This window comes from Maribacter spongiae (assembly GCF_047345125.1).
Classification (GTDB): Bacteria; Bacteroidota; Bacteroidia; order Flavobacteriales; family Flavobacteriaceae; genus Maribacter.
This window is the reverse complement of the sequence record NZ_JBLFEQ010000004.1, coordinates 16,291-39,029: the sequence shown is the minus strand read 5'-3', so window position 1 is coordinate 39,029 and position 22,739 is coordinate 16,291. Positions and strand designations below refer to the sequence as shown.

Annotated in this window: 19 protein-coding genes; 5 read left to right on the top strand and 14 right to left on the bottom strand. The window is 40.1% G+C overall.

Translation table 11 applies throughout. The annotated features are described in order from the left end of the window. Positions 1-31: 31 nt before the first annotated feature. Positions 32-301 (bottom strand): 30S ribosomal protein S15, encoded by a 270-nt coding sequence (gene rpsO, locus ACKWB9_RS06775; protein ID WP_414002251.1) that lies wholly within the window; start codon positions 299-301, stop codon positions 32-34. Positions 302-561: 260 nt separating this feature from the next. On the opposite strand from rpsO, the gene ACKWB9_RS06770 reads away from it, so the two are divergent. Further along, a complete protein-coding gene (locus ACKWB9_RS06770) occupies positions 562-1,428 on the top strand; it encodes a hypothetical protein (protein WP_414002250.1) in 867 nt (288 codons plus the stop codon). A gap of 221 nt (positions 1,429-1,649) precedes the next feature. Here the strand turns inward: ACKWB9_RS06770 and accD are convergent, their stop codons facing one another. From accD to tamL, 4 genes are all read right to left on the bottom strand, one after another. Then, positions 1,650-2,510, bottom strand: a complete 861-nt coding sequence (accD, locus tag ACKWB9_RS06765; protein WP_414002518.1) for an acetyl-CoA carboxylase, carboxyltransferase subunit beta — start codon at positions 2,508-2,510, stop codon at positions 1,650-1,652. Between the two features lie 32 nt (positions 2,511-2,542). Then, positions 2,543-3,610 (bottom strand): class II fructose-bisphosphate aldolase, encoded by a 1,068-nt coding sequence (gene fbaA, locus ACKWB9_RS06760; RefSeq protein WP_414002249.1) that lies wholly within the window; start codon positions 3,608-3,610, stop codon positions 2,543-2,545. Positions 3,611-3,697: 87 nt separating this feature from the next. Further along, a complete protein-coding gene (locus ACKWB9_RS06755; RefSeq protein ID WP_414002248.1) occupies positions 3,698-6,082 on the bottom strand; it encodes a hypothetical protein in 2,385 nt (794 codons plus the stop codon). Between the two features lie 43 nt (positions 6,083-6,125). After that, complete coding sequence (gene tamL, locus ACKWB9_RS06750) at positions 6,126-8,711, bottom strand: translocation and assembly module lipoprotein TamL (RefSeq protein WP_414002247.1); 2,586 nt, start codon at positions 8,709-8,711, stop codon at positions 6,126-6,128. Positions 8,712-8,735: 24 nt separating this feature from the next. Here tamL and ACKWB9_RS06745 point away from each other — a divergent pair, with 24 nt between their 5' ends. Then, a complete protein-coding gene (locus ACKWB9_RS06745; protein WP_414002246.1) occupies positions 8,736-9,455 on the top strand; it encodes a TrmH family RNA methyltransferase in 720 nt (239 codons plus the stop codon). 63 nt (positions 9,456-9,518) lie between these two features. Here the strand turns inward: ACKWB9_RS06745 and porT are convergent, their stop codons facing one another. Further along, positions 9,519-10,226, bottom strand: a complete 708-nt coding sequence (gene porT / locus ACKWB9_RS06740; protein ID WP_414002245.1) for a type IX secretion/gliding motility protein PorT/SprT — start codon at positions 10,224-10,226, stop codon at positions 9,519-9,521. Positions 10,227-10,281: 55 nt separating this feature from the next. Next, positions 10,282-11,016 carry a bifunctional demethylmenaquinone methyltransferase/2-methoxy-6-polyprenyl-1,4-benzoquinol methylase UbiE gene (gene ubiE, locus ACKWB9_RS06735; protein ID WP_414002244.1) on the bottom strand — a complete coding sequence of 245 codons (735 nt, stop codon included), beginning with the start codon at positions 11,014-11,016 and terminating at the stop codon, positions 10,282-10,284. Between the two features lie 231 nt (positions 11,017-11,247). Between ubiE and trkA the strand changes: the two genes are divergently transcribed. Continuing rightward, positions 11,248-12,597: a Trk system potassium transporter TrkA gene (gene trkA / locus ACKWB9_RS06730; protein ID WP_414002243.1), complete on the top strand. Its 1,350-nt coding sequence runs from the start codon at positions 11,248-11,250 to the stop codon at positions 12,595-12,597. A 1-nt stretch (position 12,598) separates the two neighbouring features. Beyond that, entirely contained in the window at positions 12,599-14,092 is a 1,494-nt protein-coding gene (locus ACKWB9_RS06725) for a TrkH family potassium uptake protein (RefSeq protein ID WP_414002242.1), read from the top strand. Between the two features lie 90 nt (positions 14,093-14,182). Here the strand turns inward: ACKWB9_RS06725 and ACKWB9_RS06720 are convergent, their stop codons facing one another. Further along, a complete protein-coding gene (locus ACKWB9_RS06720; RefSeq protein WP_414002241.1) occupies positions 14,183-15,373 on the bottom strand; it encodes a pyridoxal phosphate-dependent aminotransferase in 1,191 nt (396 codons plus the stop codon). A 13-nt stretch (positions 15,374-15,386) separates the two neighbouring features. After that, entirely contained in the window at positions 15,387-16,487 is a 1,101-nt protein-coding gene (locus tag ACKWB9_RS06715) for a fatty acid desaturase family protein (protein WP_414002240.1), read from the bottom strand. Between the two features lie 121 nt (positions 16,488-16,608). Between ACKWB9_RS06715 and rsmG the strand changes: the two genes are divergently transcribed. After that, on the top strand, positions 16,609-17,244 hold the full coding sequence (rsmG, locus tag ACKWB9_RS06710) for a 16S rRNA (guanine(527)-N(7))-methyltransferase RsmG (RefSeq protein WP_414002239.1): 636 nt from the start codon (positions 16,609-16,611) through the stop codon (positions 17,242-17,244). Positions 17,245-17,530: 286 nt separating this feature from the next. Here rsmG and ACKWB9_RS06705 read toward each other — a convergent pair whose 3' ends face one another. The 5 genes from ACKWB9_RS06705 to ACKWB9_RS06685 all read right to left on the bottom strand — a co-directional run bounded on the left by ACKWB9_RS06705 (position 17,531) and on the right by ACKWB9_RS06685 (position 22,711). After that, a complete protein-coding gene (locus ACKWB9_RS06705; protein WP_414002238.1) occupies positions 17,531-18,043 on the bottom strand; it encodes a DinB family protein in 513 nt (170 codons plus the stop codon). A 114-nt stretch (positions 18,044-18,157) separates the two neighbouring features. Then, on the bottom strand, positions 18,158-19,786 hold the full coding sequence (gene pruA, locus ACKWB9_RS06700) for an L-glutamate gamma-semialdehyde dehydrogenase (RefSeq protein WP_414002237.1): 1,629 nt from the start codon (positions 19,784-19,786) through the stop codon (positions 18,158-18,160). A gap of 137 nt (positions 19,787-19,923) precedes the next feature. Then, positions 19,924-20,310 carry a Co2+/Mg2+ efflux protein ApaG gene (gene apaG / locus ACKWB9_RS06695; protein WP_414002236.1) on the bottom strand — a complete coding sequence of 129 codons (387 nt, stop codon included), beginning with the start codon at positions 20,308-20,310 and terminating at the stop codon, positions 19,924-19,926. A gap of 4 nt (positions 20,311-20,314) precedes the next feature. After that, positions 20,315-21,358, bottom strand: coding sequence for a DUF3667 domain-containing protein (locus tag ACKWB9_RS06690; RefSeq protein WP_414002235.1), 1,044 nt, complete (start codon positions 21,356-21,358; stop codon positions 20,315-20,317). A 108-nt stretch (positions 21,359-21,466) separates the two neighbouring features. Further along, entirely contained in the window at positions 21,467-22,711 is a 1,245-nt protein-coding gene (locus ACKWB9_RS06685; protein ID WP_414002234.1) for a type IX secretion system plug protein, read from the bottom strand. Between the last annotated feature and the right edge of the window lie 28 nt (positions 22,712-22,739).

The following is a 22,739-nucleotide window of genomic DNA, read 5'->3' as shown; positions in this document are numbered from 1 at the left end:
AAGGGGATGGTTTACCATCCCCTTTTCCAATTTATTTTCTAATACCGAGTTCTTTGATCAGTTCTCTGTATTTTACAATGTCTTTCTTTTTAAGATAATCCAGTAGGCTTCTGCGTTTACCTACCAATTTTACCAATGACCTTTCTGTATTGAAATCTTTGTGATTTTTTTTCAAATGGCCCGTTAAATGGTTGATCCTATGCGTGAACAAGGCTATCTGCCCCTCGGTAGATCCTGTGTTATCCGCTTTACCGCCATGTTTCTTAAAAATGTCGGCTTTAATTTCTTTGGTTAAATACATTCCAATATTGTTTTAAATGATTTTTATGTACCCGATTGGTCTTCAATCAGGGCGCAAAGATAAGCATATTTTTAAAATGACCGCATATACATTTTTGTTTGCCGATTAAACCTTTTTGAATTGAAATAGTCCTAAAGTTGAAATTCTTAATAAAATGTTATGGCCATTTTGGAGAACGGTTTTCATCAATGAGTTATCGAGACCGGTTGAAAGCCGTATTTGAAAGGCTATAACAAATATTAATCTAAAAAAATAGTAAGATGAAAAATTACCCCACACTTAAAAAAATGCTTATCGGTTCCATGTTATCGGCATTTACTTTTTTTATTTCATGTAGTAAAGACGAAACGACAAACGAAACTGAAGAAAGTACGGCGTTAACGGCTGCCGAATTAAAGTTTAGTGATGAAACAGAGCTGATATCAGAAGATATTTTGGGCCTGGTGGAAGATGTCTATACCACCGATGAGATATCTTCTACCTCTAAAAGTAACTACGGATCGGATTATTTGCCCGATTGTGTAACCATAACCACGGTTGTTACGGATACCACGAAAGAAAAGACGATCGATTTTGGGGAGGGGTGTGAATTGCCCAATGGCAATGTACTAAGCGGAATTATCTATTTGAGTTATGAAAGGCAGATGGAAGTTGCCCAAAAAAACCTTTCCCTTTCCCTGGAAAATTTTGCGTTTAATGGGGTTTCTGTTGAAGGAACGGCCAGTGTGGAGCGCATTCGTTCCAATGAAAACAATAATCCGCAGTCCGATGCCATTTGGTCATTTACAGCTTCCTGGCCGGATGGGGAGACCGTAAGCTTTAATGGTGATAGGACTAGGGAGTGGGTCGAAGGTTTTGGTTCGGGGTTTTGGGGAGATAATGCCTTTCTTATTACCGGAAAGGGAACCTACACGGGAAAATTAGGGAATACGATACAAAAGGAAGTGCTGGAGCCGTTGCGAAGGGAATGGTCCTGTAGGTTTATTGTAAGTGGCATACTTTCCATTACAAAAAGCGATGCTCGGGCTTCGTTGGATTTTGGTGATGGAAGTTGTGATGCTAAAGGGATTCTGACCTATCCTAATGGTGAGTCCCAAGAGATTTTCTTAAGGCGTTTCTCAAAATAACGATTTGGATAAGGCCGTCATACATGGATAACCGTTATGGCGGTTTTACTTTTCCATAACCGGAATTGTTCATATGACCCCGATATTGGGGTCATTTTTTAGTTTAAGAATATCTTCTGCGGCCTAAAAATTTTGATTATCCTCGTTCGGGGAACGATGGCCATCTATAAAATTAAAAGGGAAAGACCGTGTTCTGTTAATGATTTTATCGGGAAAATATATTATTTCCGTATTGGTTTATTCTCTATTAAATCGATATACAGGTTTATGTTCTTTTTCAAATCTTTACGATGCGAAATAAAATCCAGAAAACCGTGTTCCAATAGGAATTCCGCCGTTTGAAAATCGTCCGGCAGTTCTTTTCCGGTAGCTTCTTTTACCACTCTTGGTCCGGCAAAACCGATCAAGGCCCCGGGTTCGGAGATGTTGATGTCGCCCAGCATGGCATAGGATGCGGTTGTACCACCGGTCGTAGGATCTGTACATAAGGAAATATAAGGTATTCCCGCTTCCGCCAATTGGGCCAGTTTTGCCGAGGTCTTGGCCAATTGCATTAAGGAAAGTGCGGCTTCCATCATCCGGGCACCGCCACTTTTTGAAATCATTAAAAAAGGAATTTTCTTTTTGATACTATAATCGATACCTCTCGCAATTTTTTCCCCAACAACGCTCCCCATGGAACCTCCTATAAAACTAAAATCCATACAACAAATCACCAGATCCTTGCCCATGGATTTTCCAACCCCTGTTTTTACGGCATCTTTTAAACCTGTCTTTTTTTGTGCCGCTTTTAAACGGTCCGCATATTTCTTGGTATCCTCAAATTTTAAAGGGTCTTTGGAACTTAGTTTGGCGTCCAGTTCGGTGAACTTGTTGTCATCGAACAAAATTTCAAAATATTCCTTGCTTCCAATACGTACGTGATAATCATCCTCTGGACTTACATAAAAGTTCTTGGCCAGGTCCTCGGACTCTACTATTTTTCCTGTAGGGGATTTGTACCAAAGTCCCTTTGGGGTATCTTTTTTCTCTTCAGTAGAAGTCTGTATCCCTTTTTCTTTTCTTTTGAACCAAGCCGTCATGTTTTCCATTTTAGGGTTAGCGTTTTTCGAAATTACAAAGTATTTATATTGTTTAGGTCTTCAAACGCTTTTTTAAGACGTTCCACAAAGGCCGTTTCACCAGATCGTAACCAGACTCTTGGGTCATAGAATTTCTTGTTCGGTTCGTCCGAACCTTTAGGATTGCCTATTTGAGACTGTAAATAGTCTTTATTGTCCTGAACATAATCCCGAACTCCCGAAAGGAATGCATATTGCAGATCGGTATCAATGTTCATTTTGATGACACCGTAACTAATACCTTCACGAATCTCTTCTACGGAAGAACCGGAACCGCCATGAAATACAAAATCGATGTGATTATGCCCAACATTGTATTTCTCGGAGAGATATTCTTGTGAGTTCTTCAGTATTTTTGGTGTCAGTTTTACGTTGCCCGGTTTGTAAACCCCATGAACGTTCCCAAATGCCGCAGCTATGGTAAATCTATGGCTTACCTTGGAAAGCTCTTCGTAAGCGTATGCGACTTCCTCGGGCTGTGTATATAATTTGGAATCGTCAACATCGGAATTGTCCACGCCATCTTCCTCTCCTCCGGTGATGCCCAATTCTATTTCAAGGGTCATTTCCATTTTGCTCATTCTTTCCAAATAGCCTTTGCAAATCTCAATATTCTCCTCCAAAGGTTCTTCTGAAAGATCGATCATGTGCGAGCTGAACAATGATTTTCCCGTTTCGGCAAAATGCTTTTCACTGGCATCCAAAAGACCGTCTATCCAGGGTAATAATTTTTTTGCACAGTGATCTGTGTGCAAGATTACGGTAGCACCATAGGCTTCTGCCAGTTGGTGTACGTGTTTTGCTCCTGCAATAGCTCCCTGTATGGCTGCGTTCTGGCCTTCATTGGAAAGTCCTTTTCCACCATTGAACTGGGCACCGCCGTTTGAAAATTGAATGATTACGGGTGCATTTAACGCTGCGGCCGTTTCCAGAACGGCATTAATGGTATTTGAGCCAATAACGTTTACCGCGGGCAGGGCGTATGCCTTTTCCTTGGCATGATTAAAAATTGCCTGTACCTCATCTCCTGTTGCAACTCCGGGTTTAATATTGTGAGCCATAGTTTTTTTTGATCTGTTAGATTGAAAATTATCGGACAAAAGTAATAAAATAAAAAGGGCTTAAAAAAGCAGTTTTATAAAAACAATTTAATCTTTGATTATCGTATTGGATATTAAGTGACCTTCACTGGAAAAACCTTGTACTGAAAACAATAATTCTTTGACCCTATGATTTTTTGTGATCTTAAAAAATGTTTCTCCCTTACTGTTTGTCCTTAAGTGCGGTTTCCAATCGATATCGATAAATTGTGTTGGCCGTTCGGGATTTGGATTATATAAGGGAGCATAATATTTTTTGCTGTGATCATAGCCATTTTTGACAATATGTTCGCTGAATAGCTCAATGGCCTTGTTCCCATATTTTTTTTTAGTGAATACCTGATAGATTTGTCCGCGGACTAACTTACCATTTATTACTCCTTCATTAGATACCATTATATTTTCTATCTCTTGCATTGATAGGGGTATTCCCGGGAGTGCTTCCGCTAAAATTAGTCTTCCATCAATTTGTACGAATACCTCACGTGAGGCAGGATCTAATAAATGGATGTCCGATGGGTTGTCATTTATCAACCTGATACCCTGGGCATTTAAATAGGGGAGTATTCCATAATCGTATTTTAGAAATATTTCCGGAATGGGGATATTATAATACCTACCAATATCAGAAACAATGGGTTTGTATTTTTCAATGATTCTTCTTCTGTCCAAATATCTTTGACTGCGTTTTTTTTTAATAACGATCGCCTCATCAAGTACTATTGTGCTATTAGTGGTTATCGTATCACTTTTCATATCAAATGCATATTTTTTTTGTGCATTCACTATTTGTTGAGAACCGCTATTTAATATAAAGTGTTTGTTTTTAAATGGAATTTTGGCAACGGGGTTTTTTTGCCCGTCCGAATTAAAATAATTTATTTTTTGAGGTTTGATTATTTTTCCTTGCTCATCAATAAAAGATACTTTTGTAGTATCTCCCGTATAGAGTATTAGATTGCGAAACCTAAAATTGGAATCATGATTTAGGCTTTCTTTGCGAATAATCTGATAGTCGTTGCGCAGTAATGCAATAGTATCATATTCCAGCGATGATGTGACGTTTCCTTTAAGTTCAAAACCGTATTCGAACTCGAATTCTGGAGATGGGTCCAAGGACTTTATCATTTTCTGGAAGCTATATTGGGTCCACCCTTGCGTAAGTAATAAAAGGTCTAAATGTCCTTTTCTTTTTTTGTTCTTGGAATTAAAGTAATATGCCGGATTCTCAATATGCCCTGTTAGAAAAGGGGTTAATAAAAAAGCACTTAGAATATTTTGTTTTTCATTTAAAGTATTTGAATAAGCTGGGAGTACAGAAACACTCAGGTATGCGCCTATATGGTTTTTTTGGTTCCGAGTCTTTAACTTGTAGTTAATGGAATCATTTTCCCAACCTATTTTCTCTATTTCCACAACGGTTTGTTTTTTGCTCTTTTCTATAAAAAACTTTCGTTCTGCAATGGGATTTTGTTTTTTGAAAAGTGTTACTGAGTTTACACCATTAAAAAAGCTGTTTTTTTTCATGCGGATAGTTCCTGTCAAGGAATTAAACCTGGTCAATGAAAACAAATCTAAAATTTGATGATCTTGGTGACATAAGATACTATAATTTGAATAATCTTCCTCGTAAAACGTAACTTCATTGGTTTTTAGGGTAATGTTTACAAAGTCTTTATCAGTGTTTGTATCAACGTGAAGCACAATTCCCTTTTTTTGAGCAATAGGGACATTAATTTTTAGGATTGTATCATGAATGGCAATGTTAGCGGTATAGATTTCTCCGGTTTTGTATAACAGTTCACATTTGGCCATTCCTATGTGTTCACTATCAAAGGAGGAGATAGATTCACCTTTATTGTTTAGGATATCTCCCGAAAAATCTATTCCCTTGCCGTTTACCAAAGCCTTTATTCCAAGAGTGTTTTTTACACCTTCCAAAAGATATCCGCCTTCCGGTAGCAGTTGTACGTCATATATGTTTTTGATAATGCTATCCTGTTGTTTTAAAGTTTTGCCCAACACCTCTATTTCGAGTAGGTAATGATAGTCATCACCAAAATTTCTCATGTAATTCGTATATGCTTGAATGTAGTATGTGCCAGGAGCTATACCTGCCTTTAATTCAAATTGACCGAAACCTACTCCCTCCTCTATGAGAATCATCTTTTTATGAATAATTACACCTCGGTCGTCTATTAGGTTTGCATAGAGTTTTGTTGTGCGAATAGAAGGGTGATTGATCATATCTCCTATGTACGCCTTAAACCAAATGGTATCATCGGGGAAATATGCCGTTTTATTGGTATGAATAAATACTTTTTCTTTTAGTGCCGGATTTTGCTGTAGCAGGTGCAATTTTTCAATTAGGTTGTCTTGAGCAGTGCCTTGAAAACAAAGTAACAAAAATGTTAAAAAGCTACGGATGTTCATAGATTGTTGAATTGATAAGCAAAAGCTCATATGAAACAAAACCCTAAAACGGATAGTTTATACCTATTTGAAGTACCGAATTGGCAAAATTATAATCCCTAAACCATCTTTTGGAAGGTATTTCCGCGGGATTATAGGTCTTAAAGCCCAAATCCAATCGAAATAGAAAATAGGTAAAATCATAACGCAGGCCAAATCCCGACCCTAAAGCGATATCCTTTAAAGATGAAAAACCGTTAAACGTAGCGGCCGGATCCTCTACATTGTCAAAAACGTTCCATATATTTCCGGCATCGGCAAAAATGGCCCCATTGATATTTCCGGCCACCGGGAACCGGTACTCCAGATTAAGGGCAATTTTCAGGTTTGCCTCGTTAAAATCGTTCACCGCAGAAGTACTTCCGGGACCCAGCGAATATGGGAACCAGGCACGATTGTCATTTGACCCGCCTCCAAAATAACTGCGTACGAACGGAATGTTATCCGAATTTCCGTAAGGTATGGCAATGCCAAAAAATGTCCGTGCCGCCAAAACATTGGAACGGGACAGGTCCCAATATTTCACATAGTCGAACTCCGTCTTTATATATTGTGAGAAAGGCACCCCAAAAACCAAAAGTTCGTTTTGTTGATTTTTGTTGAAGGGAATAATACTGGAAATACCCGAAAGTAAATTCCCCGCACTTTCCAGTTTAAACCGAAACTGATAAAAACTGTTGTCCGTAATTCCGTTTCTCGTATTTTTATTAAAGGTGTAGTTGGTGGCAAAAATAAGGTTGTTCTCCGTAAGCCGTTCCCTTCGTTCCTCAATGCGCACTACATCGTTAAAATCTTGCACGGATGTTGGTAAGGTCCCGTTCTCAACGGTATTGATGAAATTTTGGGCACCTACGGGGATGATAAGCCTTGGCTCGTTGGAACCTTCGGGTGTTTCAAAAAAATCCGCGACCAGTGGATTATCTTGATAGGTGTCGGCAATTTCATCCAATCGGTCATAAGTAGTTCGGTACACATTAAAAAAGCGCTCTCGGTTAACGTTTCTAACAAATTGGATGTTCAGCAGTTCAATGGCATTTTTCTTAAAATCATTGGGCGTCCAATTGTAACCGAATATGGTATTGAAGGTTTGTTTATCCAAACCAATATTCTTTTGAAAACTGGTTCCTATGGCTATCCGGGTTTTGGGAAGCATATAATTGGGAATGATCTTAGTCGTATTTAATGGAAACCAAATACGCGGAAAGTCCAATGTTATTTCACCGCCGATTTCGGAGAAGAAATCTTCTTGGAACGATGAACTGCTCAAGAGGCCAAAGGCGCCATCTACGGAAAGGCTTAGATTTTCCGCTCCCTTGAAAATGTTCCTGATAAGTAAAGATGCACCGACCCCTATTCCTAAACGTCTTATGTTTGATCTGCTGACCTCAAAATTTGCCCCTAAAGAATACTTGGGCTTTGGGGCCAAATAAATACTCGTGTTTACTTTATTGCCGGTACTGTCCTCCTCAAAAATAACGTTGGGGTATTTAAAAACGTTTAAACTGTTCAATTGCCTTGCCGTTCTTATTTTGTCCAGATCCCGATAAATACTGTCCTTTTTAAAAAAAATGGCATTGGCCAATGTTTTGGGCTTTATTTTAAATTTATCCGAGTAGTAAAAGGTGTAATCTCCATATTCTACAGTTCTTAAGGAATCACCGGGACCAGAGGCCAGATAATCTGTGTAGACGTTAACGGAATTGATTTTTTCGATTTTATAGGCCGAAGTGGTCACTTGGTTTTCGCCCCGTTTTTTTAAATCGCCAATGTTCAAGGTAATGCCCATTTTCTGGTCATCGGCCGCTCTTGTGGTATCCCGTGCAATATCAAAAGCGATGGAACTTTCCTGAAAATTGCGAATGCCATTGTTCCTGAAAGTGGTAGTGAGCCTTTCCCGCTCACCGTTAAAATTGTCCAAATCAAATTTGTCCCCTTCCTTTACCAATGAAGCGGCGGAATTGAGAAAATAAAGGGAATCAATGGCCTTGGAAGAAATATCATTGGATATGGAGCCTATGATGAAAGGTTTGCCAAGGCTGATCTTATAATCTATTTTGGCCCTTTGTTTTCTTCCCGTAGAGTCTATCGTATAGGTGGTGGTATTATTAAAATATCCTTTACTATCGTAATAGGTACTTATTCTTTCCAGGCTCCTTCTGGTTCTGGCGGTATCCAGGATTACGGGCGTCTCGCCGATATCCTTTAACCAATTGCTCAGTCCTTTGACCAAAAAAGACTCACCTAACCGGTTTACCTGCTTGGCGGAAAGTAATTTGTTCAATCTTTTTTTTCTATTTTCTTTTTTTGTCAACCAAACTTGATATAGGGAATCTGGGTCTTCTTTGGCCAGATTATAAAGGTTCAACCGCAAAGGATAACCCAAAATGACGGTATTTGGTTTTTGATGGATGAGACTTTCCACATCCTCGTCATTTACTTTCAGGGAATCTACGTAAATGGTATTCTTAACGACCAAATAGGCATTGTCATCAACTTTTTTGAGGGAATTACAGGACAGGACGACTGTTGTAAGAAGCGATAATAAGCTTATTTTAGCGATGTTGTTCTTAGAGCATAGTGCCGTCCTCATAGGAATCAAAAATACATTATTTGAATGGTTGTTAAAAGTGAATTGAAACTTATCAAAAGCCTACAGCAAAAAAAGTACCGAAATGTACACGGCCTTTTTGTAATGGAAGGTAAAAAGGCAGTTGAAGAGGTGCTCTCCTCTCATTTTAAAGCCTTTCGGATTTATACCGCAAAAGGGAACGAATTGTTAGATGGAGCGGAAAAATCGGTTTTGGTAACCCAAAAAGAACTCCAACAAATGAGCGGGTTAAAAAATCCCAACGGGGTGTTGGGGGTCTTTCATATACCTAAACCGTTACCGATGCGCACGGACAATTGGATCCTGGTTTTGGATGGTATCCAAGACCCGGGGAATTTGGGTACCATGATCCGGTTATGTGATTGGTTCGGGATTACAAATATGGTCTGTTCCACCAATACAGTGGATCGTTATAATCCCAAAGTGCTGCAGGCAACTATGGGCGCTATTACAAGGGTTGATATTTTGTATACGGATCTGGTCGATTTTTTAAAATCGACTTCATTACCTGTTTACGGTTCTTTTATGGAAGGCGATGCCGTTTACGATAAAGTGTTGCCCCAAAAAGGGATTCTGGTCATGGGGAACGAGGGTAATGGGATATCAAAAGAAGTAAGCGGTCTTTGTAAAGATACTTTGGGAATTCCCCAATATGGAAAAACCACAGGGGAAAGCCTGAACGTAGCTACGGCAACGGCTATTTTGTTGAACGAAATACGAAGGTGAAAGTAGTTTAGGAATCCTGAGGTTTATGGAGTGATAAATATTTTAAGCATCGAACATCGACTGTCACTCAAAAGTGAAGTTTACGAAAATACCCCTTGTACGCATAGCATCAATGTTTCCGGTCCATGGGCTATTAGGGTCATTGTCCCTTACCAATTCATCGGTTATGGCAAATACCCCCCGGATGGATGGTGAAAACTTGAAATACTCCAAGTAAAAATCGATTCCAAAGCCCAGTTCATAATTATAGACCCATTTTTTCATTCTAAAAGTTCCCGCACTGTTATCGTCAAGACTATCTTCGTTGCTTCCTAAATTCAGGGTCATGGATCCGCCCCCGATCAAAAAAGGTTTCCAATTGCCGAATCTTTTGGCACTTGCCTTGAGTAATAAGGGAAAATTGATATATGTTGATTTTACTTCACGGATGGGGTCATTTCCGTCATCAAAACCGGGAAATCCTAAAATTCTTTGGGTATGATGAAGTCCCGGTTCCAAGCGAAGGTCTAAGAACTCGTTCAGGCGCATTTCGCCGATAAGGCCTACATTAAAACCCAAACTTTTGCTTACCAGAACATCCGTTCCCCGGGGCCCTAGATCCTCTTTGTAATCAAATTTGAAATCATATTGATTAAAACCTAGAAAATAACCCCAGTTCAACAATTTCTTGTCCTCGTTTTCCTTATTGAGAATAGGGTTCTCGTTAAACTGCGCATTAAGGGAAACGGCAATGGACAAAAAGCCCAGACCGCATAAAAACCATTTCTTCATGTAACTAATATTACAAGTATATGCATCCTAAATTAACAACCGCAGGACTAAATTTTCAAATCCCCTTTTTGGCTATATAAATGGAAGCTACCCCAAATGTTTGGGGTTTGTTAACTATAGCTATAAACCCGATTTTGCGTAAAATATTGTTGAAATTTTCACCATAGGGAAAAACGGCCGCGGATTCACTCAGATAGCCGTATGCAGAATTGTCCTTGGAGAATATTTTGCCTATTAACGGCAATACATATTTTGTATAGAACCGATACCCTTGCTTAAATGGTGTTTTTATGGGAATGGAGGTCTCCAAAACTACTAAGGTTCCATTTGGTCTTAAGACCCGCAAGATTTCGGCGAGTCCCGTTTCAAGGGTTTCAAAATTCCGAACACCAAAGGAAACCGTGACCGCATCAAAAGAGTTGTCCTTAAAAGAAAGGTTTTCACTATCCCCAACTACCATTTCAATGGTATCGTCAAGTTTCTTTTGTTGTATCTTTTCTTTTCCAACGGCCAGCATTCCCGGGGAAATATCCAATCCTATAATTTTTTTAGCTCCCGTTTTTACCAATGCTATGGCCAAGTCCCCGGTACCTGTGGCAATGTCCAAAATAGATTCAGGGTTCTCTTTTTGTAGTATGGCGACTACCCTTTTCCGCCATTTAATATCAATACCAAAAGAAATAACCCGGTTTAGTCCGTCATAATCTTTGGAAATGGTATCGAACATTTGGGTGACCTGTTCTTTCTTACCCAATCGGGAGTCTTTGTAAGGGGTGACTTTTTCGGCCATAAGAGCAATTTTGGGCAAAGATACAATTTAGTATATCCTTCCAAATAGTTTTGTTTTGAATTCGCGGGTTCTGGTTAAAAGGTTGAAAATAAATGATAACCTAAGAAAATTATGTAATTTTGTGCGGTAATATTTGCCGAATTTTTTGGGCGACCTTATATGATGGATGATGTGGCCATGTGTGACAGGACCTCTTCCCGAAAACCAAAAATGGGCAATCTAATAAATTAAATGAAGATCATAATTGCAGGTGCCGGTGAAGTAGGGTTTCATTTGGCCAAACTACTTTCCTATGAGTCTCAGGATATAACTTTAATAGACAGTCATAAAGAGAGTCTTGCCTATGCGGATAACCATCTTGATATCCGTGTGTTAAAAGGAGATGCTACTTCTGTATCCGTTCTTCAAGATGCGCAGGTCCAGAATTCCGATTTGGTCATTGGGGTCACTTCTTCGGAAACCACGAACATTACACTCTGTATGTTGGCCAAGCAGTTAGGTTGTGAACGTACCATTGCCCGAATTTCCAATACCGAGTTTATAGATAATAAGGAAGTTTTGCACTTTTCGAACTTGGGGATAGACGAGTTGATCTCTCCCGAGGAATTGGCGGCCACGGAAATTCAGTTGTTGTTGAACAAGTCCGCTTTTAATGATACCTATGAATTCGAGGAAGGTAAACTGATCATGGTCGGTGTTTCTTTGCCTAAAACTGCGCCTTTTGTAGGCAAGATGGTGAAAGAGGCGGCCAACATATTTCCCGAACTCCATTTTATGCCCATTGCCTTGCAGCGTATGGGTACCCAGTTTACGGTCATTCCCAGAGGTGATACTGTCTTTAAGGAGGGAGATCAGGTCTATTTCATTACGGTAAAAGAAGGAGTGGACGAATTGTACAAGCTTACCGGAAAGAAAAAAGAGGATATTAAGAACGTAATGATCCTTGGTGGAAGTAAAGTAGGATTTAAGACCGCACGTGACCTGTGTGCGAATAAATTCAATGTAAAGCTGATCGAAAAGAACAAGGAGAAGGCCTTTGATCTGGCGGACGATTTGCCCAATGCACTCGTTATAAATGGAGATGGACGTAACGTTGAGCTGTTGAACGAAGAAAGTCTGGAATCTATGGATGCCTTTATTGCGGTGACAGGAAATTCTGAAACAAATATAATGTCCTGTTTGGTGGCCAAGTCCAAGTACATAAAGAAAACGATCGCCTTGGTAGAGAACATGGATTATTTTCAACTCTCCCATTCCATAGGCATAGATACGCTTATCAATAAAAAACTTTTGGCCGCCAATAATATATTCAGGCATATCCGTAGGGGAGAAGTGGTGGCGTTGATGCGTTTGAACAATTTGAATGCAGAGATTTTAGAATTTATTGTAAAGCGCGATTCTAAAGTAACGGGTGCTACGATCCGGGAACTTAACTTTCCTAAATCCGCGACCATAGGCGGTGTGGTGCGGGATGGGGAAGGTATAATTGCACTGGGTGGATTTAAAATACGGGAGGGCGATCGGGTAGTAGTGTGCTGTTTGCCCACCGAAATTCCAAAAATAGAACGAATGTTCTTATAGCATGCAACTAAATTCAAGAATTATATTCCATTTAATGGGACTCCTGATACTTTGTAACGGGGGGTTTATGATTTTGGCCGCCGTAATAAGTGGTATTTACCGGGACGGGGCTACCTTGAGTATTACCATGGCCGCCATAACCACTATGTTTGCCGGTGTAATAGCCATGTATTATACACGGGGACACAGAAAGGAGGTAAAACCAAAAGAAGGTTATCTTATAGTTACGTTCGGATGGATCGTCATGTCCATTTCCGGAATGTTGCCCTATGTTTTTTCAGGCGCGATACCGGATATTACCAATGCCTTTTTTGAGACCATATCGGGATATACCACCACTGGAGCCTCTATTTTGGATGATATTGAGTCCATGCCGGAAGGTATTTTGTTTTGGCGCAGTTTGACCCACTGGATCGGGGGAATGGGAATTATTGTTCTGGCCATTGCCATTTTGCCCTTATTAGGTATTGGGGGCATGCAGCTTTTTGCCGCGGAAGCGCCGGGTCCCAGTGCCGATAAATTGCATCCCAGGATTACGGATACGGCAAAGCGCTTATGGTTTATTTATGTAGGCTATACCTTGGCGGAAACTTTGCTTCTAAAGTTGGCCGGGATGTCCTTTTTTGATGCTGCGAATCATGCCTTGGCCACTTTGTCCACAGGCGGTTTCTCTACAAAAAATGCTAGTTTGGCCCATTGGAACGATCAGCCTTTGATACAGTACATTGTAATGCTCTTTATGTTTTTGGCCGGAACCAATTTTGTGATGAGCTATTTTGCCTTTAAGGGAAAGGTGCAGCGTGTTCTTAAGGATGAAGAGTTTAAGTTTTATGCTATTTTCATTATTTCAGCTACCATTTTAGCGGCCTTGGTTATTTACTTTAGAGCGAATATCACGGATATGACCCCGGGTTATCCCATGGTTTTGGGTAAAATTGAAAGTTCTTTCAGGCATGCCATGTTCCAGGTGATAGCGGTTGTTACGACCACTGGTTTCGTGAGTGCGGATTTCACGGCATGGACGCCCTTTTTGACCATCTTCTTTTTTGGGCTTTTCTTTTTGGGAGGTTCTGCCGGTTCTACTGCCGGGGGTATTAAGGTGATGCGCCACTTGCTCATTATCAAGAACGGACTTTTGGAATTTAAGCGAACGCTGCATACCAATGCCATAATTCCGGTGCGCTACAATAAGAAGACCGTAACCGAGCATATTGTCTACAATATCATTGCCTTTTTTGTACTTTATATGCTATTGTTTATTATTGGTGCATTGGTGTTGGGTTTATTGGGATTGGATTTTGAGTCCGCCATTGGCGGAGCGGCCTCCTCTTTGGGGAATGTGGGCCCCGCTTTGGGTAGCCTAAATCCCGTAAGTAATTTTAACGGCCTTCCCGATTTGGCCAAATGGTGGTGCGGATTTTTAATGTTGGCGGGTAGGTTGGAACTCTTTACCGTATTAATTTTATTGACGCCCTATTTTTGGAAAAGGACGTAATTTTATCTCGTTGGAAACCTGTATTCGTGGTATAAAAAACCCCGAAGATATCCTCCGGGGCCTATGTTTTTCCAATTTATTTTTTGAATATCAAGATACTACCTTTTTAATTCGCCCTATCGCTTCAATAATCTCCTTTTCCGAAGCTGCGTAGGAAATCCGGATACAGTTTCCATTACCAAAGGCATCACCGGTTACGGTCGCCACATTGGCATTTTCCAACAGATACATGGCAAAGTCCGAAGCGTTATTTATTTTGGTGCCGTTCAAGGTCTTCCCGAAAAATGCCGTTACATCCGGATAGACATAAAAAGCACCTTCGGGTTCATTGCATTTGAATCCTTCGATATCATTTAAGAGACCAAGAATCAGTTTTCTTCGCTCTTTAAATTCATCTACCATATATTGGATACGGCTTGGAGATTCCGTCAAGGCGGTAATCACGGCGCGCTGTGCTATACAGTTGGCACCACTGGTGACCTGGCCCTGTAATTTGTTGCATGCCCGTGCAATGTATGTTGGAGCTCCTATATAGCCAATACGCCATCCGGTCATGGCAAATGCCTTTGCCACCCCGTTCACGGTTACGGTACGCTCATACATATCCTCAAATTCCGCCATAGAGGCATGGGCGGTGACCCCATAATTAATATGCTCGTAAATCTCATCGCTCACTACAACGATCTGTGAGTGTTTTTGGAGCACATCCGCAAGGGCCCTCAACTCTTCCTTGCTGTAAATGGATCCGCTGGGATTGCAAGGGGAGCTATACCATAGCATCTTGGTTTTGGGCGTGATGGCCGCCTCTAATTGGGCGGCTGTCATTTTAAAGTCATTTTCCAATGCGGTCGGTACTTCAACGGGTACGCCATCCGCCAGTTTTACAATATCGCTATAACTTACCCAATACGGACAGGGAAGAATAACTTCATCTCCTTTATTGAGTACTACTTGGGCCACATTGTACAAAGCTTGTTTTGCACCGGTGGAAACTACAATTTGGGAAGGTTCATAAGCAATATTGTTGTCCCGCTTGAATTTGGTGATAATCGCATCTTTAAGTGCTACATAACCATCTACCGGGGTATAGGAATTATAATCATCTTTTACCGCCTGTATGGCGGCATCTTTTACGTAATCCGGTGTGTTAAAATCCGGTTCGCCTAAACTAAGCCCGATAATATCTTTTCCTGCTGTTCTTAATTCACGGGCCTTGGCGGCCATTTCCAAGGTGGCGGACGGTGTAAGGCTGTTGATCCTGTCCGAAAGGTGGTTGCTCATAATCGGTATATAACTAGTATTGGAATGAAGGCTGTTTGCCCAATTCCCTTAAATGTTTAAAGTGCGAAATTATGGCTTTTCTAGTAGTTTTATATTCGTTATAGGGCAAATTAAATTCCTTGGCCGTCTGTTTCACAATTTTAGAGATTTTTGTGTAATGAATGTGGCTGATGTTAGGGAAGATATGATGCTCCACTTGATGGTTCAACCCACCGGTAAACCAGTTTACAATTCGGTTTTTAGTGCCAAAATTCACCGTGGTGAACAATTGGTGAACGGCCCAAGTATTTTTCATGGTTCCACTTTCATCCGGTAAAGGGGTCTCCGCATCGTCAACAATATGGGCCAATTGAAATACAACGCTTAAAATAACCCCGGCCACGTAGTGCATCAAAAAGAAACCGATCAGTATTTTCCACCATGAGATATCCAAGATTAACATGGGCAGTACGATCCATATGGTCGCATAAAGTATTTTGGTGATAATCAAGGTACTCCAATTCATGGTCGTACTGGGCAATTTACCATAAGATAATTTACGCTTCATATACCGGTACATCTGCTGAAAATCCGTAGTAATGGCCCAATTGAAAGTTAAAAGCCCATAAAGGAAAACGGAGTAGTAGTGTTGGAACTTATGATGCTTTTTCCATTCCGCATGTTTTGAGAAACGCAGAATCCTGCCTGCTTCCATATCTTCGTCATGTTCATGGATATTGGTGTATGTATGGTGGAGGACATTGTGTTGTACTTGCCAGTTATATACATTGCCCGCTAAAATGTAGATGCTACTTCCCATAAGTTTATTTACCCATTTTTTGTTGGAATAGGACCCATGGTTGCCATCGTGCATTACGTTCATCCCTACTCCGGCCATACCAATGCCCATAATGATGGTAAGCAATGCATTTGCCCAATTGGGGAGCCCCAAGGTCAATATTAGGAAATAAGGAGCCAAGAACAGGGTAAACATAATTACGGTCTTTAGATGTAACCTCCAGTTCCCTGTCTTTTTAATTTTATTTTTTTTGAAGTAATCGTTTACCCTGCCATTAAGGGTTTTAAAAAACTGTGTAGAGTCCTTTCGTGAAAATCGAATGGTATTTTGTTCCATATTTGGCAATCTTTCTTTAAAACATAACGCAAATGATTTCAAATTTGTTTGATAGGTTCTCTTAAAAAAGAAATCTTTGCAAAAGTGAATATACTAATTTTATCGTTTTACAAAGATAAGGATGACCGTTGAAACCATATTTGAATATTTTCCCAATTTATCCGAAATCCAGCAAAACCAGTTTAAATTGTTGGAGTTGCTATATAAGGATTGGAACCAAAAAATAAATGTGGTTTCCAGAAAGGATATCGATGAGCTTTACCTTAGGCATGTGCTACATTCTTTGGGTATTGCAAAAGTTCAGGATTTTAAGAAAAATTCCACTGTTTTGGATGTAGGTACCGGAGGTGGTTTTCCTGGAGTTCCCCTGGCCATTCTTTTCCCGGAAGTTCGATTTACCTTGGTAGATTCCATTGGTAAGAAAATAAAAGTGGTAGACGAAGTGGTGGAAGGATTGCATTTGGAGAACGTTAATACTATTAATTCCAGGGTCGAGGAAATCCCCGGACATTTCGATTTTATAGTAAGCAGGGCCGTAGCGGTAATGCCTACTTTTGTGCATTGGGTCAGGGGAAAAGTTAAAAAGGAATCCCTTCATGAACGAAGAAACGGAATATTGTATTTAAAGGGTGGTGATTTAAAGGATGAACTACAAAACTACACCACAGTGGAGGTTTTTGATTTATCGGATTATTTTAATGACCCTTTTTTTGAAACCAAAAGAGTAGTTTATCTGCCTATGAAATTTAAAGGCTGATCTACAAACTTAGCATGCTGTAGTAGCATTTTCTGTATTTGTGGACATAGCATTTTAAAAGGTTCCAATAATGGACCGGAATTTCCGTAAATTTCATTTTTGTATTAAAAAACTTCATTGCTCAAAAGTTAAACGCAGTATAAGTTACGTGTTATTTACAATAAATTAACGTTAAATTTACATATAAATTATATCATTTAACGGTTTTGACCGTGTAAACTTTTTCTTAAGACATAAAAAAACCTCCAGTACGTACACTGGAGGTTTTTTACATTTCGGAAATTGTTCACTTACTCCACGGTGGAACAACGCCATTGGAACGGGCATAGGCGATCAATTGCCCCTTATGCTCCCCATTGTGTTCCATAATGACCAAAAGCCCTCCCATTTTGTTCATTTTGGTAAAACCAAAATCCACTTCTTCATTAAGTTGGTCATTTTCGACCATGGTAATTTTTTCCAACACAAATTCATTGGATTTTTTTAGTGTAGCAATGATATTTTCTTTTCCGGTGATTTTTCCCAAGGACATCATATCCACATCTTCGGGAGGGGCAAACCCCATTTTAGAGGCTATATAATAATTACCTCCTGCAATGTGCAATAAGGCCTCGCCTACGGAATTTATACCTTCCGAAGGTCTCCAATCATACTGCTCTTCGGAGAAAGCCTCGGCAAGTTGGATGACCTGTGCCTGATTTCCGGCCAATACGCCTTTAATGGTATTTTGCGCTAAATTGTCCTGTGCGTATGTTAGACCTGCCGCCAATAACATACATAATACTGTTAATTTTTTCATTTTTTTAAGTTATAGTTGTGTTTAGGGCCAAGAGAGATAATCTCAGAAGGCTATTAAATTTAAACAAAAACCCCGATGGATCCCCAGTTTTGTACTTTCTTTAACACCCGTTCGTCATCCTAAGAAAGGATACCTGTAATCTTCTGGTGTTACAAAAGTCTCTTTGATCAACCTGGGGGATACCCAACGCAATAAATTTTGGGCGGAACCTGCCTTGTCATTGGTTCCCGAGGCTCTGGCCCCTCCAAAAGGCTGTTGCCCTACAACGGCACCTGTTGGTTTATCATTGATGTAAAAGTTACCAGCACAGTTTTGAAGTGCTTTAGTGGCCTCATCTATGGCGTAGCGATCGGTAGAAAGAACGGCTCCGGTCAATGCGTATTCTGAAGTACTGTCTACCAGTTCCAGTGTTTTGCGCCAAGCTGCATCTTCATAGATATAGACCGTTACTACAGGTCCGAACAGTTCGGTGCACATGGTCGTATATTTGGGATCTTGTGTTAGAATTACCGTAGGTTCTATAAAATAGCCCTTGGATTTGTCATAACTACCGCCAGCATATACTTCGGCATTAACATCCGCTTTGGCCTGATCTATATATTTGGCCAATTTATCAAAGGACCCCTCATGAATGACCGCAGTGATAAAATTGCCCATATCCTCCGGCGAACCAGGTTTGTTAAAACTTTCAATATCTTTTTTTACCGATGTTAAAACTTCGTTCGCAATTGATTTTGGTAAATACACACGGGAAGCCGCACTACACTTTTGGCCTTGGAACTCAAAAGCGCCCCTTACAATGGCCGTAGCTACTTGTTGTGGCTTAGCGGACGGATGTGCGATGATGAAGTCCTTTCCACCGGTTTCCCCAACAATCCTTGGATAGGTCCTGTAATTGTGTATATTGTTTCCAATTTGCTTCCATAATTCCTTGAAAACATAGGTTGAACCTGTAAAATGGATGCCCGAAAAGTCAGGACTCGCCAATACGGTCTCGGTTATCATTACGGGGTCGCCCATGACCATGTTTATAACCCCGTCCGGTAATCCGGCTTCTTTGAATACATCCATAATAACCTTTGCGGAATATACTTGACTGTCACTCGGTTTCCAAACCACGGTATTTCCCATCATGGCCGCACTGGCGGGAAGGTTTCCTGCAATTGCGGTAAAATTGAAAGGTGTAATGGCGTAAACAAACCCTTCCAAAGGACGGTATTCCACCCTGTTCCAGATACCTTCTGCGGACTCGGGCTGTTCCTGATAAATTTCGCTCATGTATTCCACGTTAAAACGAAGAAAATCTATAAACTCACAGGCGGCATCTATTTCTGCCTGGTGAATTGTTTTGGATTGCGCCATCATGGTCGCGGCGTTTATTTTTGCCCGGTACGGTCCGGCGATCAGTTCGGCCGCTTTTAGGAATATGGCTGCCCTTTGCTCCCAGGTAAGGTCCGCCCAGGCATTGCGGGATTCCAAGCAATTGGCTATTGCTTTTTCAACATGACTTTTTTCAGCGGTATGATAATGGCCGATCACGTGCTGGTGATCATGGGGGGGCGACATAGGTTTTGTGTCGCCTGTTTTAATTTCCTCCGAGCCGATATAAAGAGGTACCTCTACTTGACCATTATAATATGTTTTGTATTGCTGGAGAACTTCTTCGCGCTCCGGAGTGCCTGGAGCATAACTTTTTATAGGTTCATTGAATGCCGTAGGAACCTGAAAAAAACCTTTACCCATAATAGAATTTTTAGTATTTTAATTAGTCTGGCAAAGGTAGTAAAACGTTTATTGTTTTATAACGGAATCATGCAAATAAGTTAAATATTTGAAGGACCCAATCTGTGTATGTTTGGTCCAAAATGTATTGGGTTTGATCAATTCAATGCAAAAGGAGCATTGAACTTGAAGATAGGAATATAGACCCTGAATTTTTCGGTAGAGCTAAAGTTGACCATATTATAATGCCCTTTCATGGCCCCGATCGGGGAGGTCAATAAACAACCGGAATTATAGGTATGGGATTCTCCCGGCTTGATTACGGGTTTTTTTCCGATTACACCTTCACCGTCCATAGTATCCATATCATTTAAGGAGTCGTATATTCTCCAATGGCGCGAAGTGAGTTGAACAGAATCCTTACTTTGGTTCTCTATGGTAATGGTATAGCCAAAAGCATAGTGCATTTTGTAATTTTTGAAGAAAGTACCTTCAAAACTTGTATTCACCGAGATTTTAATACCTTTAGTAACTTGTGTAATCATAACGCTAATACGTAAAAATGCTTATGGCCAATAGGAAAATCATTCCTATACTAGCTAAAATAATGAAAATAGTGTTAAGGAAAAGGTATTTAACAATAGTTTTAAACCTTCCTTGCCCATAGAATTTCCGCATTGCCTTGTAGAGGTATATGCCAAAAACCAAGAGAAAGGCCCCCGCACTTTCAGTGCTAAAAACACGATCAACCAAATAGCTAATAATGAGCAAGATAAATAACAATGACTGATTGTGAAAGCTGAAGATCAAATGATCGGTATAAGTGTATTTTTTTCTGATATATATCAATCCTATAAAGATGGCGAATACCGGTAGGAAGAAAAATGTGGTGAAAGGCAATTTAGAAAAAAGGGAATTTAAATACTCTCCCGGTTGCCGTTTTACCTTTAAAATACTTTTTGAAGAGCCAAAAGCCATTTTGTTCTCCAAATTATTTTCAAATCCATATTTCATTATGGCATCATCAAATGAATAAATGGTGTCCTTTCGTATCAAGACCCTAAAAAATGATTGTTTTGAAAAATACCGGTCCCAAAAAGGTTTTGTTTCCAGTTCTTTGAATCGTTTCTTTGGATCGGCCAGGATCAACGAATCCTTTTTTCTTGCTCGTTCATTGATTCTCTCTCCCAGTTTTAAGGAATCCAGTTGAGTTAAAAGTTGCTGTTTTTCGTTTTCCTCCCCCAAATCCAGGTTCTCAATGGCTTCTGTATTGAACGTTAGGATATCCTCTGCGGATGTATCCGCAAGTTTGTTCAATCGATCAAAATCTCCTGAGAAGCCCATCAATAAAAAATAAATAATAGCCAGACTTAAAAGAAACCGGAACGGGTTCGTGTAGGACATCCGTTTGCCCTCTATATAATCCCGGGTTATTTTGCCGGGCCTTAGCACTAATGCCGCCAATGTTCTAAAAAGCCTGGAGTCATAGGAGATGGCATTGGAGAAAAATTCATTGAAAAAATCTTTGAGCGTAAGTTTTTTGACACTGTTGGCTTGGGCGCAATTGGGGCAGTATTTGTCACTTATATCCAAGGGATGCCCGCAATTAAGACATTTTGTGCCCCTGTATTTTAGCTTAAATCTCCCGGATGTATTTACTCGAGGTCTGGTTTCCATAATACATAAAAACCCTAAGGCCCGTTAGTTGCTTATAGTTCTGGAATTTGCCGAACCTATGCCGATGATACTATCGTACATATCTCCAAAATTCCTATAATAGACCAATATTAAATAATTATTTTCAGTAAAGTGAAAATTTCCCCCCACGGCGTTGAGCCGGGTATTTTCTCCTTCACCCTGTATAACGTACTTATAATTGTAGAATCCCTGTTTCATTTTTAATACCGCTTCCATCATTCCATTTTCGGCGTTGTAGGTCATTCTATTTTCATCCGTTAATGCATAGTTGTTGTATTTGCCAAAAATATAGACCTGATCCAGGGCCATTGTTTCCCTGTAGGGCAGGCTAAAATGAACATGGGTGTATTCCGCTTCCCTGGAAGCGTTGTCCCCTTGTAAGGTACGTATGACAAAGTCGCCGTTTATATCGGGAAAAAAAGTATAGGGCTCGTCCTTTCTATGGTCGTCGGAAAACAAATAGTGGTTATAAAGTTCCGTAACGTCAATTCTGGAAATTTGCGAACTGGGTGCCCTTAGGTCGCTCGTATCGAACAACAGGTATTCGTTTCCGCCAAAAAAAGCGGTTTCCTGATCATATTTGTAGACCAATTGGCTGCCCAAGGTAAATTGTGGGGCTATATTGAACAATGCCGTGGGCCAATGATAATTTTGGATGATGGCTACTTTCACTTCCCTCTTAGGGTTTACCAGTCTGAAGTTGGCGGAATTGATGGTAAATTGAACAACTTGTTTTTCATTCAGAAAATTAAAATCCCTCGACCTTTTGATCGTTGCCCCTATCTTCACGATATCTTTATAGACCACAAAACGCCTGGAAAATTGAAGCTCATAGCTATTGTTGTAAATTTCCAACACGTAATTTCCGCTAACCTTTACGCTTGTATTTTGGTTTGGAATGGTCAATTGGTAATTGGAATAGGTTTCTAAGGTGGTATAGCTGTTTTCGTAATTGATGATGCGTTGATTGTCCACACCTTTTAAATATTGCGACTTCAACAGATCGGAAGGTGTCCAGTCATAATCACAATGCACGATTTTATAATAATAGTCCTGTTCGTTGGCCAGTAAATCATCAAACTCCAGGTGAATGGATTCTCCAATTTGTACAATAGGGAACTGATCTTCCGTAGGGCCCTTAAAAATGATGGATTTTATATGCTCTGGTGGATTTACCTCTTCCTGGACTTGTCCGAAAGTTGTGCAAATACAGAATAAGAATATCGTTTGCTTAAGGAATAAACGCATTATTCAATTAATTTTTGGATAAAGGTAA

Coding starts and splice junctions, on each gene's coding strand:
- rpsO (WP_414002251.1), bottom strand. CDS start 301: ATGTATTTAACCAAAGAAATTAAAGCCGACATTTTTAAGAAACATGGC.
- ACKWB9_RS06770 (WP_414002250.1), top strand. CDS start 562: ATGAAAAATTACCCCACACTTAAAAAAATGCTTATCGGTTCCATGTTA.
- accD (WP_414002518.1), bottom strand. CDS start 2,510: ATGACGGCTTGGTTCAAAAGAAAAGAAAAAGGGATACAGACTTCTACT.
- fbaA (WP_414002249.1), bottom strand. CDS start 3,610: ATGGCTCACAATATTAAACCCGGAGTTGCAACAGGAGATGAGGTACAG.
- ACKWB9_RS06755 (WP_414002248.1), bottom strand. CDS start 6,082: ATGAACATCCGTAGCTTTTTAACATTTTTGTTACTTTGTTTTCAAGGC.
- tamL (WP_414002247.1), bottom strand. CDS start 8,711: ATGAGGACGGCACTATGCTCTAAGAACAACATCGCTAAAATAAGCTTA.
- ACKWB9_RS06745 (WP_414002246.1), top strand. CDS start 8,736: ATGGTTGTTAAAAGTGAATTGAAACTTATCAAAAGCCTACAGCAAAAA.
- porT (WP_414002245.1), bottom strand. CDS start 10,226: ATGAAGAAATGGTTTTTATGCGGTCTGGGCTTTTTGTCCATTGCCGTT.
- ubiE (WP_414002244.1), bottom strand. CDS start 11,016: ATGGCCGAAAAAGTCACCCCTTACAAAGACTCCCGATTGGGTAAGAAA.
- trkA (WP_414002243.1), top strand. CDS start 11,248: ATGAAGATCATAATTGCAGGTGCCGGTGAAGTAGGGTTTCATTTGGCC.
- ACKWB9_RS06725 (WP_414002242.1), top strand. CDS start 12,599: ATGCAACTAAATTCAAGAATTATATTCCATTTAATGGGACTCCTGATA.
- ACKWB9_RS06720 (WP_414002241.1), bottom strand. CDS start 15,373: ATGAGCAACCACCTTTCGGACAGGATCAACAGCCTTACACCGTCCGCC.
- ACKWB9_RS06715 (WP_414002240.1), bottom strand. CDS start 16,487: ATGGAACAAAATACCATTCGATTTTCACGAAAGGACTCTACACAGTTT.
- rsmG (WP_414002239.1), top strand. CDS start 16,609: ATGACCGTTGAAACCATATTTGAATATTTTCCCAATTTATCCGAAATC.
- ACKWB9_RS06705 (WP_414002238.1), bottom strand. CDS start 18,043: ATGAAAAAATTAACAGTATTATGTATGTTATTGGCGGCAGGTCTAACA.
- pruA (WP_414002237.1), bottom strand. CDS start 19,786: ATGGGTAAAGGTTTTTTTCAGGTTCCTACGGCATTCAATGAACCTATA.
- apaG (WP_414002236.1), bottom strand. CDS start 20,310: ATGATTACACAAGTTACTAAAGGTATTAAAATCTCGGTGAATACAAGT.
- ACKWB9_RS06685 (WP_414002234.1), bottom strand. CDS start 22,711: ATGCGTTTATTCCTTAAGCAAACGATATTCTTATTCTGTATTTGCACA.